The following is a 14,775-nucleotide window of genomic DNA, read 5'->3' on the forward strand; positions in this document are numbered from 1 at the left end:
CACCGCGCGTCGCTGCCCCGCCGGCACCTGTCGTCGCGGCGGTCGCTCCGGTCGTGCCCCTCGGACCCGGCGACGAGATCACGCAGCTGGTCGAGGCGCTCCGCAAGAGCAATCGCACCTTCTTCGGGACGGCGCTGGCGCGCGCGACCTTCGTCATCGAGGGCACCAAGCTCGTGCTCACCGTCGGCGGCAACTTCGAGCAGACGCGATGCGAGGGACGGCGATCCTGGATCGAGGAGACGGCGCAGCAGGTGCTCGGCCGCAAGCTGCTGCTCGAGATTCGTGTGGTGGCGCAGGCCACGGAGGGCCAGGTGGACCCGGTCGAGACCGACAAGGCGCGACTCAAGGAACAGGCCTTGAAGAGCGAGGCCGTGCAGGCCATGCTCGATGTCTTCGCCGCCGAGATCCGCGACGCGGAAGAGATCCAGTAGCGCGTGACGCTCGACGTAGACCATGGAAAGGGTAGGGCCGGTTCTCCGAACCGGCCGTCAGCCGCGACGGCACCTCGGCGACGGCCCGCTCGGAGAGCGGGCCCTACCCACCGACCCCGACGGGAGATCGCATGAACATCCAGAAGATGATGCAGCAGGCGCAGCAGATGCAGGACCGCATGCAGAAGCAGATGGCCGAGACGGTCATCGAGGCCTCGGCCGGCGGTGGCGCGGTCAGCGTGAAGGTGAACGGCTCGAAGCAGCTGCTGGCCATCACGCTCGATCCCGAGGCCGTCAACAAGGACGACGTCGAGATGCTGCAGGATGCGATTCTCGCCGCCATCCAGGACGCGCAGCGACAGGCCGACGAGAAGATGAACAGCACGATGAGCGGCATGCTCGGCGGGCTGAAGCTGCCGGGAATGTAATTGGCCTCACCTTATCCGGAGCCGCTCCTGCGGCTCATCGAGCAGCTCCAGAAGTGGCCGGGGATCGGCGCCAAGAGCGCCCAGCGGCTGGCCTTCCACGTGCTCAAGGCGCCGCGCGAGGACGCCGAGCGGCTGGCCGACGCCTTGCGCGACGTCAAGAGCCAGGTCCAGCACTGTTCCATCTGCGCCAACATCACCGACGCGGATCCCTGCGTCTACTGCACCAGTCCCGACCGCAACCCCCGCATCATCTGCGTCGTCGAGGAACCGGTGAACGTGGTGGCGATCGAGAAGACGCGTGACTTCCGCGGCCGCTACCACGTGCTGATGGGCACGCTGTCGCCGTTGCAGGGCATCGGCCCCGACGCCCTGCGCATCAAGCCCCTGCTCGCCCGTGTCGCCTCGGGGGAGGTCGAGGAGGTCATCATCGCGACCAACCCGACCGTCGAGGGCGAAGCCACGGCGCTCTACCTGTCCAAGCTGCTGAAGCCGCTGGGGGTGCGCGTGACGCGCATCGGCATGGGGGTGCCGATGGGCAGCGACCTCGAGTACGCCGACGAGGTCACGATGACGCGGGCGCTCGAGGGGCGGAGAGAGATGTGAAGGTCGTGGCGGTGATGACCAGGGCGCCGCAGGCCCCGGTCGACGCCACGCTCGATGGCTCGGGCACGGTGTCGGTGCCGGTCGTCGCCGGCCCCAAGACGCGGCTGGCGCCAGCGCTGCCGGACGCCGCAGACCGCGAGGCGCTGCAGCGCGCGATGCTGGCCGATGTGCTGACGCGCGCGCGCGCCGTGTCTGGCGCCATCGTTCGCGTCGCAGTGACGCCGGGCGGGTCGCCAGACGCGCTGGCCGACGTCGGCGTGGCGCCCGGGCACGTCCTGACGCAACAGGGCGAGTCGTTGGGCGACCGCATGCGTGGCGTGTTCGCGGACCTCTTCCGGCGCGGCGCCCGCCAGGTGCTGGTCGTGGGCTCGGACCTGCCGCTGCTGACCACCGCCATCCTCGACGAGGCCTTCGCCGCGCTGGCCGCCGACCCGCGGCACGTCGTGCTCGGACCGGCCAGCGACGGCGGCTACTACCTGCTCGGGCTGCACGCACCACAGGTGCCGGACCTGTTCACGGGCGTCCGGTGGAGCACGAAGTACGCGCTGATGGACACACTGCGCCGCTGCGAGTTCGAGGAGCGCCGCGTCACCTTCCTGCCGATCCTCGACGATGTGGACGAGCCTGCGGACCTGGAGCGCCTGCGCGCCACGCTCGCGGCCGCGCCGGACCTGGCGCCGCACACCGCGGCGGCCGTGGCCATCGCTCGAGGTCGCTAGACGTCGCGCGTGTCCGGCCGCGCGAGGCCGCGCAGCCCGAGGAAGACGACACCGATGCCCGTCCACACGAGCATGCGCGCCTTGCGCACCACGGCGAGCGTGACGCCGAGCGCCGAGGAGCCGTAGAGCACCTGCGTGAGGATGCCGCTGCCGGCCTCGTCCACGCCGAGGCGCATCGGCACGAACTTGAAGGCGACGTTGATGAAGCGGTTGATCGACTCGAGCAGGAAGGCGCCGAGCAGTGTCGGCCCGGTGCCCGCCGGCAGCAGCAGCGCCACGGTGACCCACGTCTCGGCGACGCCGAGCACGTGATAGCCGAGTTCGAGCAGCAGCACCGGCAGCGGCCGTGAGGGATGCCGGCGCGCGAAGGTGTAGACGCGATCCTCGAGGGTCTGCAGTTTCTCGGCGCGGTGCAGCAGCGCTGCCGGAGCGAGCGTCCAGCGGTCCAGCAGGGCGAGCCCCCAGCTCAAGGGGCGGAGGCGGCCGATGACCAGGGCGAGGGCGACCACCAGGAACGCCAGCATGCCGGCCAGCGCCAGCAGGCTCATCGCCCGCAGCGTCGTCGGCACGTCGAACGCGGCGAGCAGCGCCACGGTGCCCCCGGCGATGACGGCTGCCACGGTGAGCGTGTAGAACAGGTTCTCGACGGCGATGCCCATCAGGGCCTGCATCAGCGAGACGCGGTCGCGCACGAACGCGGCCTTGGTGGGTTCGCTGACGAACAGGCCCAGCGGCGTCAGGTTGCCGAGCGCATCCCCGCTGATGAGTGCGGGGAACGTGTCGCGGAGCCTCAGCCCGTGGGGCGGTTCCGTGCACAACACCCAGGCCCAGGCGCGGACCGCGAACCGCAAGCCCGACAGCAGCAGAATGACGATGAAGACCCACCCGACGCGTCGGAAGCCGACGGCGACCGTGTCGAGGCCCGTGTTCCGCAGGGTATAGGCAAAGAGTGCGAGCCCGCCGATGGCGGCCGCAGCATGGCCGAGACGCCGTGCGGCAGGCGGGCGCGGAGCGGGGGCGGGCATCAGGGAGGGGGACCGGCGGACTGGCGGACCGGCTCCACTATAATGCCCCGATGCTGCCGGAGACGCTCCATGTCCCCGCCGCCGTCCTCTTCCTGGTTGGCGGCGTGCTGTCCTGCTTTCTCGGGCAGCGCACCTTCCGGATCGTCCTGGGACTGTACGGCTTCGTCGTGGGCGTGCTGGTCGCCGGGTCGCTCATCGGCCCGGCCGACACCACGCGCGACCTCCTGATGCTGATTGGTGGTGGCGTCGGCGGGGCCGTCGCCCTCGTGCTGGCGTACTTCATCGGGGTGGCCCTCATCGGTGCGGCGTTCGCGGCGCTGGCCGTGCATGCCGTGGCGGCCCAGTTCGGCTCCGAGCCGCCGGCGATGCTGGTCATCGCCTGCACCATCGCCGGGGCCCTGATCGCGCTCTCGGTGCAGCGCTACGTCATCGTGGTCGGCACGGCCTTCGGGGGCGCGTGGCTGCTCGTGATGGGGGCCCTCGGGCTCTGGCATCGGGAGTCGGTCACCGGTCTGGGCACCGCGGCGTCCGGATGGCAGGCCTACCCGCTGCGCCCGGCGCCCGGGGAGAGTTGGGTGCTGATCATCTGGCTGCTGCTGGCGGTGGCGGGGCTGGTCGCCCAACTCCGCCTGTCCGCGCCCCGCATGGCGCGTGCCCGGTGACGTTTGGCGGTGTTCGGCCGGCTCGGCGAGCCGGCCCTCCCATCCACCTGCCGCTGACGGTGACGGCCCGTTCGGAGAACGGGCCCTACCCATCCCAACCCGGTCCCCACGCTCGGCCAGGATGGCCGATTCCCGATGGCCGATGCCCGGTGCCCGTTTCCCGGTTCCCGGTTCCCGGTTCCCCGTTCCGAATCCCTGGTGCCCATGCGTAGCCTGCTGCTCCTCGTCCTGCTGTCGATCGTGTCTACGCCGGTGCAGGCGCAGATCCCGCCGGTCAAGTCGCATCGTGAGCAGGCCGACGTCATGCGCGGCTTCCTGGTGCAGCGCTTCGATCGGATCCTGCCCGCGCTGATGCGGCGGCATGGCATCGACATGTGGGTCATCGTCACGCGCGAGTACAACGACGACCCGGTGTTCCGGTCGATGGCGCCGTTCACCACGTATGCGTCGCGACGGCGCACGATCCTCGTCTTCCACGACCGCGGGCCGGATCGCGGCGTGGAGCGGCTGTCGATCGGCCGCTTCGACTACGAGAAGCTGTACACGGTGGTGCCGACGCACAACGACGGCCAGTGGGCCGGCCTGCGCGCCCTGATCGACGAGCGTCAGCCGAGAGTCGTCGCCATCAACACTTCGCGCACGTTCGCGCATGCCGACGGCCTGTCGCACACCGAACACGAGGCGCTGGTGCAGGCCCTCGGCCCCGCCCACGCCGGCCGGCTGCGGTCGGCCGAGCCGCTTGCCGTCGACTGGCTGGAGAAGAAGCTTCCCGAGGAGACCGCAGCGTATCGCGAGGCCATGGCCATCGCCCACGCGATCATCCGCGAGGCGTTCTCGTCGGCAGTGATCACGCCCGGCAAGACGACGGCAGACGATGTGGCGTGGTGGATGCGGCAGCGGGTCGCTGACCTCGGGTTGTCGCAGTGGTTCCAGCCGACGGTCGACATCCAGCGTCAGGGCGGGCGTCCGTCGGACAGTCGCGTCATCCAGCGCGGCGACCTCCTGCACTGCGACTTCGGCCTCGTCTATCTCGGCTTCTCGACCGACACGCAACACAATGCCTACGTGTTGAAGGACGGCGAGACCGAAGCGCCGGCCGGCCTGCGCGAAGGGCAGCGACGCGGCGGCCGCCTGCAGGACATCGTGTTCTCGCACGCGACGGTCGGCGCGACGGGCAACGCGGCCCTCGCCGCCTCGCTCGCCCAGGGCAAGGCCGAGCAGCTGACGCCGATCATCTATTGCCATCCCATCGGCTTCCACGGCCACGGCGCCGGCGTGCACATCGGCATGACCGACTACCAGGACGGCCTGCCGGGTTCGGGCGACTACCGCTTCCAGCCGGACTCCTGGCACTCCATCGAGCTGAGTGTCTTCCACGCCGTTCCGGAGTGGGGCGGCCAGGCCGTGCGTTTCGCCCTCGAGGAAGACGCCGTGCTGACCACCGACGGCTGGCGCTGGATTCTTGCGCGCCAGGACGACCTGCACCTCGTCCGATGAAGGAGACGTCGATGCCCCGACAGCCACGCCCACGCCAGGCCTCCCACCAGCCGTCGCGGCGCGCGTTCCTCGGCGCGGCCATGGCCTCGAGCCTCGTCCCGTCCGTGCTGGCCGACGAGGCGTCGGCGCCGTCGACCACGGGGCCCGCCCAGGTCGTGGGCACGGTGGCGCTGGCTGGACCCGGATCGCCCGTCGTCATGTTCTCCAAGCACCTTGCCGAGCTCGGGTGGGGTGACCTCGGGACGGCGGTGCGGACGGCGGGCTTCGACGGCGTCGACCTGACCGTGCGTCCCGGTGGCCATGTGCTGCCGGCCCGGGTCACCGACGACCTGCCGCGGGCCGTGGCCGCCATTCGCGATGCGGGCAGCACCGTCGCGATGCTGACCACCGGTCTGACCAGGCCTGGAGATCCGGCGGCTCGCGCCACGTTCGAGGCGGCCCGCGCGGTGGGCGTCCCGCGACTGAAGGCCGGGTACTACCGGTATGCCTTCGCCGATGCGCGGCGCGAGCTCGCCGAGGCGACCACGGCCTTCCACGCGCTGGTACGGCTGGCCGGCGAGGCGGGCGTCATGTTCGCGTATCACAACCACTCGGGCGACTACGTCGGTGCCCCGGTGTGGGATGCCCTGCAGATGATCGAAGGACAGCCGTCGCAGGCGACGGGCATCTACTTCGACATCCGGCACGCCACCGTCGAGGGCGGCCTCGGTGGCTGGCGCGCGGCCGTCCAGATGGCGGCGCCACATCTGCGGATGCTGGCCATCAAGGACTTCTACTGGGAGAAGGGCGCCAACGGGCGTTGGCGGGTCGTGGACTGCCCGGTGGGCGACGGGATGGTCGACTGGAAGGCGTTCGGCGCGGAACTGCGTGCCGCGAGGTTCAGCGGCCCGATGTCCCTGCACATCGAGTACGAGCCAGGGGGCCGGACACCGGTGGAGAAGACCGAGAGGATGCTGGCCGCCGCGGTGCGTGACCGCACCCGCCTGGCCGCCCTGCTGGCGTGAACGCGGGCTGGCAGGGGCCGGCCACGCCGGGGGTCAGCGCTTCTTCTTCGCCTTCGTGGCGGCGTCGTCGAACTTGCCGGCCCAGCGTGCGACGCGGGCGATGGCTGCGCCGTTGAGGCGGTACCGACGTTGCCGGCCTTCCTTGCGCACGGCGACGAGCCTGGCCTCGAGCAGCAGCCGGAGATGCTGCGAGATGGCCGGCCGGCTCATGTCGAACGGCTCGGCCAGTTCATTGACGGTGCGGTCGCCGGTTCGGAGCAGGTCGAGCAGGGCCCGACGCGTCGGATCAGCAATCGCGCGAAAGACGTCGGTCTGGGCTTGCGCGGTCACCTCCACACAGTACGGAAGCCGCGCACGAAATGTCAACGCGCGCCTTCCTATTCGGCCCGCCGTCGGGGGCAGGATCGACGGCCGTCGTCCCGCCCCTGGCGCGACTGACTGAGCGGTGCCAGGCCTCCCATCTGGCCCCCCGACGTCCGTTCCGCCACCCTCTCTCTTCCTCTCTTCCGGCCTGCCAGCGTCGAGCGCGAGCCGCCGGCGACCCCGGGACGGCCATACCAACGAACGACAGGTCCCGTGGATGCGCGTGGTCCGCGCGGCCACCGTGGTCGCTGGGGATTAGTCCGCACATGCCGGCACCCGCCACGCAGGCCAGGGCACGACCGGGTTCTCGCCGCGGCACACGTCGGCCTCGTGTGAGGGGTTCCTCCTGGCGCCGGAGCGTGATGCGGCCGCCGGTGCGCGCCCCCGCCGCGCCACTCACTTTGGTATGTGTCTATGGGCGACGGATGACGTTTGCGCCCACGTCTTCCCGTCATCGGCACCCCTCCGTTTCGACTACCGCCCACCGCCGCACGCCATCGTGGCGAACGTCACTCGGCTCGCGTGCGGCCGGCCCCACACCTATCGATGTGCAGGGGGCGGAGGCGCTCGGAGTGCCTCCAGCGAGATGCGATCGCGTCAGGGAAAAGTACCTCACGCTACGTGAACTCTTTCCCCGTCAAGCGCCGCGCGTCGCCGCCGATGACTGCAGTGTCGCGTCGCCCGGGTGCTGTTGTGGCGCCCACGACCTGGCCCCTCTTCCGGGGCGCACTGTTCGGAGCACTCACGTCCGTGGCCACCTCACCGCTCGTCGTCGAAGTTGCCGCCCATCTCGCCATCCTCCCCAGGCTGAACGAGCAGCTCGAGGAGACGTCACGCCAGGTCGAGACGGCGGTCGTCGACGTCTGCGCGCACTTCCAGAGCATCGCCGACAAGGCCCACCGCGGCGTCGACGCGACGACGGCGCTGATGGAGGCCGGTCACGGGCACGACAGCTTCGGCACGCTGCTCGATCGCATGCAGGACACGATGCGGGCGATGGACCGTCGGCTCACCCGCACGGCCGACCGCTCGCTGCAGGCGATGGCGCGCCTCGAGCATCTCGAGAAGACCCTCGCAACGGTATTCACCAAGATCGACCAGATCGAGGAACTGGCCACCGCGCTGCGGTTGCTCGCCATCAACGCCAAGATCGAGGCGGTCCGTTCCGGCGAACGCGGCTCCGGCTTCGCGGTGGTGGCCGACGAGATGCAGCGGGCCGGCAAGGAGTCGCGCATCATCGCCGAGGAGATTCGCGACGGCGTCGAGCACATGACGACCGAGACGTCGGAGCTGGCCACACTCCTCCGCAACGGCGCGCACGACGATCTCGCCAGCATCGAGGCGTCAAGGGCCCAGGTGGCCGACACGTCTGCCGCGCTCTCCACGAATCACCACAACCTGCAGGCACACGTCCGCGAGGGCGCCGTGCTGAGCCGCTCGCTCGCCGAGGAGATCTCGGCCGCCGTCATCGGCCTGCAGTTCCAGGATCGCGTCCACCAGCGCATCGGGCACGTCACGCACGCGCTCGGCCAGATGCGTGACGCCCTCGGCCAGGCGCTGCCCGCGCTCGACGACAGCAGCGCCGACGAACGGCAGCACCTGGTCGAGCAGAAGCTGCACGACACCTACACGATGTGGGAAGAGCGCCGCGACGACGCACCGAGTTCCGGTGACGTCGAGCTGTTCTGACCGGAGACACGACATGCCCCGCACCAGCAGGAAGGCGAGCGCGGTGACGGCCCGGTCCACGTGGGCGCCGACCGGCACGCTCACCATCGACACCGTCTCCGAGCAGTGGCAGACGCTCCGGCCACGGTTGCAGGATGCCTCCGAGACGCAGGCCGACCTCGGCGGCATCACGCGGGTCGACACCGCCGGCATCCAGCTGCTGCTGCAGGCGCAGCGGACGGCGGCCGGCGCCGGACACACGTTTCACGTCACCGGCGTGCCGATGTCCTCCGAGGCGCGTGCACTGCTGGGTATCACCGATGACGCCGCTGTCGCGGCGACGACGCCGGCGGGGCGCGCCGGTCAGGAAGGGTAAGGAACCGTGGCCAAGACCGCACTCATCGTGGACGACTCGGTGTCGATGCGCCAGATGGTGTCGTTCACCCTCCAGCAGAGCGGCTTCGCCGTCCTCGAGGGAGGCAACGGCAAGGAAGCGCTGACCACGCTCGGCGGCGCGAAGGTCGACATCGTCATCACCGATCTCAACATGCCGGAGATGGACGGCATCACGTTCATCCGCGAGCTCCGCACCAGGCCCAACGCGAAGTTCACGCCGGTCCTCATGCTGACGACCGAATCGCAGGACAGCAAGAAGGCCGAGGGCAAGGCGGCGGGCGCCACGGGCTGGATCGTCAAGCCGTTCAACCCCGAGAAGCTCCTCGCCGTCGTCGGCAAGCTCGTGCCCTGAAGGGGCTCCGTCATGCAGATCGATCTCTCGCGCTTCAAGGACACCTACTTCGAGGAGGCCACCGATCACGTGGCCACGATCGAGTCCTCGCTCCTCAGTCTCGAGGAGCGCGGCGGCGACCGTGAAGTGCTCGACGCGATCTTCCGCGCGGCGCACTCCATCAAGGGCGGCAGCGGCATCTTCGCGCTGACGGCCATCGGCGAGTTCACCCACGCGCTCGAAAGCGTGCTGGATCGGTTGCGCGAAGGGCAGATCGCCTGCTCGCGCGACCTCGTCGACCTCCTGCTCCAGTCCAACGACGTGCTGCGCGGACTGCTTGCCTCGGCACGCACCGGCGTGCCGGAACCCGGCGAGCGCGAGGCCGTGCTCCAGGCCCTCGGCGAGGTGCTGTCGGGCGCCACCCCGGCCGAAGCCACCGCGGACGCGACGGCCACGGTCCTGGCGATGCCGCCGGCGTCCGCCCCCTCCGCGTCCACGCCTGGCGACGGCTGCCCGCGCTGGCGCGTGCACTTCGTCCCCAGCCCGGACCTCTTCCGCCAGGGGCTGGACCCGCTCGTGCTGTTCCGCGACCTCGCCGAAGTGGCGCACGTCTGCCACGTCGCCCTGCACCAGGACGCGCTGCCCGAGGCGACGACGTTCGACCCGGAGACCTGCTATCTCGGATGGACCTTCGAGGTCGAGACGAGCGCTGGCGAAGCGGCCATCCGCGACGTCTTCCTCTTCGCCGAAGACGATGCGGTGCTGGAGATCTCGGCCATCGAGACCACGGCGACCTCGCTCGCCGTCGCATCGACGGCGGCCCAGCCAGCGGCCGCGGCCGGCGCCGCCCCCACCCCGGTCGACCATCCCGTCGAGGAACGTCGCCTCGGACAACGCCGGGTGCTGGCCGACCGCCGGCCTGGCGCCGAGAACGCCTCCATTCGCGTCGCCACCGAGAAGGTGGACCGCCTCATCGACCTCGTCGGCGAAGTCGTCATCTCGCAGTCGATGGTGGCCACGCTGATCGACACCTTCACCGAGGAGAAGCTGCTGCTCCTGCGCGACGCCGTCGGCGTGCTCGCCCGCAACACCCGCGAGTTGCAGGAACGCATCATGGGCATCCGGATGATGCCGGTCGGCGGCGTCTTCGCCCGCTTCCCGCGCGTCGTGCACGACATGGCCGGCGCCCTCGGCAAGGACATCCAGGTCGTCTTCGAGGGCGAGGAGACCGAGCTCGACAAGGGCGTCGTCGAGCAGATCGGCGACCCGCTGACGCACATGGTCCGCAACGCCGCCGACCACGGCATCGAGCTGCCGGCCGATCGCGTCGCCGCGGGCAAGCCCGCACAGGGCACCATCCGCCTGAGCGCCTTCACCCGCGGCGGCAACGTCGTCATCGAGGTGGCCGACGACGGCAAGGGGCTCGACACGGCGAGGATTCTCGAGAAGGCGATCGCGCAGGGACTGGTCTCCGAGCACGAGACCCTGAGCGAGGACCAGGTCAACGCCCTCATCTTCGCGCCGGGTTTCTCCACCGCGGCGCAGGTCAGCAGCCTGTCGGGACGTGGCGTCGGCATGGACGTCGTGCGACGCAACGTCGAGTCGCTCAACGGATCGGTGGCCATGGAGAGCCGCCCCGGCCAGGGGTCGCTGTGTCGCATCACGCTGCCGCTGACACTGGCCATCCTCGACGGGCAGTCACTGACGGTGGGTGGCGGCCAGTACGTCCTGCCGATCACCTCGATTGTCGAATCCCTCCGGCCCCGCCGCCAGGACGTCCAGGTCATCGTGGGACGCGGCGAAGTGGTGCTGGTGCGGGGCGAGGCGGTGCCGCTGGTGCGGCTGCACCGACTCTTCGGCGTCACGACCGACCGCACCGATCCCTGCACCGGGATCGTCGTGCTCGTCGAGCACGACGGACAGCGTGCGGCCCTGCTCGGCGAGGAACTCCTCGGCCAGCAGCAGGTCGTCATCAAGAGTCTGGATACCCACTACCGCCGGACCGACGGAGTCATGGGCGCCACCATCATGGGTGATGGCAGCGTGGCCCTGATTCTCGACGTGCCCGGGTTGTTGCGGTTGGCCGGCCAGGGACGCCGGGTAGCCGACACCGCGGCGTAGCGCCGCTCGCCCGCCTGCCCCATCGAAGGGCGACGGCTCGGAAGGAGCACATCATGCAGTGGTTCAAGCACCAGAAGATGGCCATGAAGCTGACGTTGGGCTTCGGCATCAGTTTCGTCCTCACCCTGGTGGTCGGCGTCATGGCCCTCCGCAGCCTCTCGACGGTGAAGGACCTCAACACGGTGATGTACGAGCAGCATGCCCTCGGCATCGCGCACATCAAGGAAGCCAACGTCCTGCTGGTCAAGGGCTCGCGCGCCCTGCGCAACGCCATCATCGACGATGCGGTCGCCGACAAGCAGAAGCGGTGGAGCGACGCGCGTCAGTTCCGCAAGGACTTCACGGCGGCCATGGCAGCCTTCGACAAGACGATCGTGTCCGACGAGGTCCGTCGGCAGGCGGCCGAGGCCAGGGACAAGTATCAGGAGGTCTCCGACGGGCAGGACGTCGCCTTCGAGCTGACGGTCGGCGGCAAGACCGACGAGGCCAAGGAGATGCTGAAGACGCTGCGGGCCGGCGCCGACGAGATCGACGCCATGATGGACGCCATCGAGAAGGACAAGATGCAGCGGCTGCTGCAGGCGGCCGCCGACATCGAGTCCACTTACAGCTCCACCCGCAACACACTGGTCGGCATCATCGCCGTCTGCATGGCACTGACGATCCTCCTGGTGTGGACCATCGCGCGTCTCATCACCCGGCCGCTCAGTGAGGCCGTCGGCGTGCTGCAGCACGTGGCCAAGGCCGACTTCAGCGAGACCATCAAGCTCGACACGCACGACGAGATCGGCGACCTGGCGCGCGCCACCAACGCGGCGATCACGCAGATCAAGGATGCGCTCGGCAACGTGCGCGCCGCGGCCGAGGCGATGGCCCAGGGGGACTTCAGCATCGACGTGCGCAAGGACCTGCCCGGCGAACTCGGGGTGATGGCCAATGCGCTCGGATCCGGCATTACGTCGCTGCGCGGCGCCGTCGCCAACGTGCGCGAGGCCTCGCAGGAACTGGCCAACGGCAACCTGACCATCTCGGTGCGCAGCGACCTGCCCGGCGAGCTCGGCGTGATGGCCGCCGCCCTCAACGAGGCGGTGACCAAGCTGCGTGGCGCGATGACCGACGTGCGCGAGACGGCCAATGCGGTGGCGTCCTCGTCCGATCAGCTCGCGGCGGCGTCGCAGGAGATCTCGAGCGGGGCGCAGGAGCAGGCGAGCAGTCTCGAGGAGACCGCTGCCAGCCTCGAAGAGATGACGGCGACGATCAAGCAGAACGCCGACAACGCCCAGCAGGCGAGCCAGCTCGCCGGCGGCGCGCGCACCACGGCCGAGGACGGTGGCCAGGTGGTGAGCGAGGCCGTTCAGGCCATGAGCGCCATCAACGAGTCGTCGAAGAAGATCGCCGACATCATCACGACGATCGACGAGATCGCCTTCCAGACCAACCTCCTCGCCCTCAATGCGGCGGTGGAAGCGGCGCGGGCCGGCGAGCAGGGCCGCGGCTTTGCGGTGGTGGCGGCGGAAGTCCGCAACCTGGCGCAGCGCAGCGCGACGGCCGCCAAGGAGATCAAGGACCTGATCTCCGACTCGACCCGCAAGGTGGAAGCCGGGTCGGCGCTGGTCAATGCCTCGGGCAAGACGCTCAACGAGATCGTCGCCGCCGTCAAGCGCGTCACCGACATCGTTGCCGAGATCGCCGCGGCCAGCCGCGAGCAGTCGTCGGGCATCGAGCAGGTCAACAAGGCCGTGACGCAGATGGATCAGGTCACGCAGGCCAACGCGTCGCAGACCGAGGAGATGTCGGGCACGTCCGAGTCGCTGTCCGGCGAGGCCGGCAAGCTGCAGGGGCTGGTGCGTCGCTTCAAGCTCGGGGAGGAAGCGCACGCCGAGGCGCAGCCGCGTCCCGCGGCCCGCAAGCCCGTCTCGATGATGCACCGCAAACCCGCCGCGGGCCAGGCGCGTCGTCCCCAGACGCCGCAGACGGCCGGGACGGCGGCTCTCGCGCTCGACAACGAGTTCCAGGAATTCTGAGACCCGCATTCGAGAGGAGGGCTGAGCCATGACGACAGCACAGGCAGTGGACCAGGCCCGCGCGGATGGCGGGCAGTTCCTGACATTCCGGCTGGGCAACGAACAGTTCGGGCTCGAGATCCTGCGAGTCCAGGAGATCAGGGGGTACTCGGCCATCACGCCGATTCCGAACGCCCCCCCGCACGTCAAGGGCGTGATGAACCTGCGCGGCGCGGTGGTGCCGGTGGTGGACCTGCGGCTCAAGTTCGCCATGCCGGCGGTGGAGTACACGAAGTTCACGGTCATCATCCTGGTGACGCTCAACGGCAAGGTCGTCGGTCTGGTGGTGGACGCGGTCTCCGACGTCCTGACGCTGGGCGCGAGCGACGTCGCCGCGCCGCCTATCTTCGACGCGTCGGTCGACACGTCGTTCATGACGGGCCTGGCGAAGGCCGGTGATGGACTGATCAGCCTGCTCGACATCGACCGCGTGGTCGGGATGGTCGACGAGCCGTCACCCGAGGCCGCCCCGGAAGCGGCGTAGGCCGCTTCGCGAGGGGAGCACGCCATGTCGCTGCTGGCCTCGGTGCCCGGCACGGTGGAGCTGAGGGCCGCGGAGTTCGATGCGCTCCGTGCCCTCATCCACGACATCGCCGGGATCGCGCTCGCTCCGGCCAAGCGGACGCTCCTCGAGTCGCGCCTCCAGCGGCGCCTGCGGGCGCTCGGGCTGGCGGACTTCTCCAGCTACATCGATCGGCTCGACGAGCCCGGGACGCCCGAACTCGTCGAGATGATCAACTGCGTCACCACCAACAAGACCGACTTCTACCGCGAGCCGCACCACTTCGCCTTCCTGCAGCAGCAGGTGCTGCCGCTGGTGCAGGCCCGGCCGATCGGCGGGCGGCGTCTGCGCATCTGGAGTGCCGGGTGTTCGACGGGCGAGGAACCGTACACGATCGCCCTCGCCCTGGCCGATGCCCTCGGCCCCGCGCTGGCCAGCTGGGACATCAAAATCCTCGCCTCGGACATCGACACGACGGTGCTGCAGACGGCGGCGACCGGCACCTATCCGGCCGACCGGCTCGATGTCGTGCCGGCCCACCTGCGCGAGCAGTACTTCGCGCCGTCGCCGACGCAGCGCGGCGCCTTCGACATCGACGACCGCCTGCGGCGCCTGATCGTCTTCCGGCGGATCAACTTCGCCGAACCGGCGTGGCCCATCCACACGTCGTTCGACGTCATCTTCTGCCGCAACGTCATCATCTACTTCGATCGAGAGACGCAGGCCGTCCTGTTCGAGCGGTTCGCCACCCTGCTGCGCAAGGACGGGCACCTGATCATCGGCCACTCGGAGACCCTGAGCTGGCTCACCGGCACCTTCGCGCAGGTGCGTGGCGTGCCGACCGCTTATCGCCTCGCCACGGCGGGCGCGCGCGATCTGCGGCCGCCGTCGGCGACCTTCGAGGCACCCGCACCGGCGCCGGTCGCCGTGTCGCCTCCTCGGTCGTCCGCCGCCCGCGCGCC

The 14,775-nt window shown here is 69.9% G+C and carries 16 protein-coding genes; 14 read left to right on the plus strand and 2 right to left on the minus strand.

What is annotated here, in order from left to right:
• From Q0C41_RS24045 to Q0C41_RS24060, 4 genes are all read left to right on the plus strand, one after another.
• Positions 1 to 431, plus strand: a 431-nt coding sequence (locus Q0C41_RS24045) for a hypothetical protein (protein WP_291988171.1), incomplete at its 5' end; no start/stop codon positions are given.
• A gap of 131 nt (positions 432 to 562) precedes the next feature.
• Positions 563 to 859, plus strand: coding sequence for a YbaB/EbfC family nucleoid-associated protein (locus tag Q0C41_RS24050; RefSeq protein ID WP_291988173.1), 297 nt, complete (start codon positions 563 to 565; stop codon positions 857 to 859).
• Complete coding sequence (gene recR / locus Q0C41_RS24055) at positions 860 to 1,462, plus strand: recombination mediator RecR (protein WP_291988175.1); 603 nt, start codon at positions 860 to 862, stop codon at positions 1,460 to 1,462.
• Positions 1,459 to 2,181, plus strand: coding sequence for a TIGR04282 family arsenosugar biosynthesis glycosyltransferase (locus Q0C41_RS24060; RefSeq protein WP_291988177.1), 723 nt, complete (start codon positions 1,459 to 1,461; stop codon positions 2,179 to 2,181). Before recR ends, Q0C41_RS24060 begins: the two co-directional genes overlap by 4 nt.
• Here Q0C41_RS24060 and Q0C41_RS24065 read toward each other — a convergent pair.
• Complete coding sequence (locus Q0C41_RS24065) at positions 2,178 to 3,206, minus strand: lysylphosphatidylglycerol synthase domain-containing protein (protein WP_291988179.1); 1,029 nt, start codon at positions 3,204 to 3,206, stop codon at positions 2,178 to 2,180. The two genes, Q0C41_RS24060 and Q0C41_RS24065, sit on opposite strands and share 4 nt — an antisense overlap.
• Before the next feature lie 50 nt (positions 3,207 to 3,256).
• On the opposite strand from Q0C41_RS24065, the gene Q0C41_RS24070 reads away from it, so the two are divergent.
• The 3 genes from Q0C41_RS24070 to Q0C41_RS24080 all read left to right on the plus strand — a co-directional run bounded on the left by Q0C41_RS24070 (position 3,257) and on the right by Q0C41_RS24080 (position 6,369).
• The gene (locus tag Q0C41_RS24070) at positions 3,257 to 3,868 is read left to right on the plus strand and encodes a DUF4203 domain-containing protein (protein ID WP_291988181.1); all 612 of its coding nucleotides are present in this window, start codon (positions 3,257 to 3,259) and stop codon (positions 3,866 to 3,868) included.
• Between the two features lie 204 nt (positions 3,869 to 4,072).
• Positions 4,073 to 5,365, plus strand: coding sequence for a M24 family metallopeptidase (locus tag Q0C41_RS24075; protein WP_291988183.1), 1,293 nt, complete (start codon positions 4,073 to 4,075; stop codon positions 5,363 to 5,365).
• Positions 5,366 to 5,376: 11 nt separating this feature from the next.
• Entirely contained in the window at positions 5,377 to 6,369 is a 993-nt protein-coding gene (locus Q0C41_RS24080) for a sugar phosphate isomerase/epimerase (protein ID WP_291988185.1), read from the plus strand.
• A 33-nt stretch (positions 6,370 to 6,402) separates the two neighbouring features.
• Here the strand turns inward: Q0C41_RS24080 and Q0C41_RS24085 are convergent, their stop codons facing one another.
• Positions 6,403 to 6,699, minus strand: coding sequence for a metalloregulator ArsR/SmtB family transcription factor (locus tag Q0C41_RS24085; RefSeq protein WP_291988187.1), 297 nt, complete (start codon positions 6,697 to 6,699; stop codon positions 6,403 to 6,405).
• 783 nt (positions 6,700 to 7,482) lie between these two features.
• On the opposite strand from Q0C41_RS24085, the gene Q0C41_RS24090 reads away from it, so the two are divergent.
• The 7 genes from Q0C41_RS24090 to Q0C41_RS24120 all read left to right on the plus strand — a co-directional run.
• Positions 7,483 to 8,421: a methyl-accepting chemotaxis protein gene (locus tag Q0C41_RS24090; RefSeq protein WP_291988189.1), complete on the plus strand. Its 939-nt coding sequence runs from the start codon at positions 7,483 to 7,485 to the stop codon at positions 8,419 to 8,421.
• 13 nt (positions 8,422 to 8,434) lie between these two features.
• Positions 8,435 to 8,776: an STAS domain-containing protein gene (locus Q0C41_RS24095; protein WP_291988191.1), complete on the plus strand. Its 342-nt coding sequence runs from the start codon at positions 8,435 to 8,437 to the stop codon at positions 8,774 to 8,776.
• A gap of 6 nt (positions 8,777 to 8,782) precedes the next feature.
• Complete coding sequence (locus Q0C41_RS24100; RefSeq protein ID WP_291988193.1) at positions 8,783 to 9,148, plus strand: response regulator; 366 nt, start codon at positions 8,783 to 8,785, stop codon at positions 9,146 to 9,148.
• A 12-nt stretch (positions 9,149 to 9,160) separates the two neighbouring features.
• Entirely contained in the window at positions 9,161 to 11,248 is a 2,088-nt protein-coding gene (locus Q0C41_RS24105) for a chemotaxis protein CheA (protein ID WP_291988195.1), read from the plus strand.
• 53 nt (positions 11,249 to 11,301) lie between these two features.
• Positions 11,302 to 13,272, plus strand: a complete 1,971-nt coding sequence (locus Q0C41_RS24110) for a methyl-accepting chemotaxis protein (protein ID WP_291988197.1) — start codon at positions 11,302 to 11,304, stop codon at positions 13,270 to 13,272.
• 28 nt (positions 13,273 to 13,300) lie between these two features.
• On the plus strand, positions 13,301 to 13,795 hold the full coding sequence (locus tag Q0C41_RS24115) for a chemotaxis protein CheW (RefSeq protein ID WP_291988199.1): 495 nt from the start codon (positions 13,301 to 13,303) through the stop codon (positions 13,793 to 13,795).
• 24 nt (positions 13,796 to 13,819) lie between these two features.
• Positions 13,820 to 14,775 (plus strand): protein-glutamate O-methyltransferase CheR (locus Q0C41_RS24120; RefSeq protein WP_291988201.1); only part of this gene is annotated, 956 nt, incomplete at its 3' end.

The organism is Luteitalea sp., assembly GCF_022842525.1.
Classification (GTDB): domain Bacteria; phylum Acidobacteriota; class Vicinamibacteria; order Vicinamibacterales; family Vicinamibacteraceae; genus Luteitalea.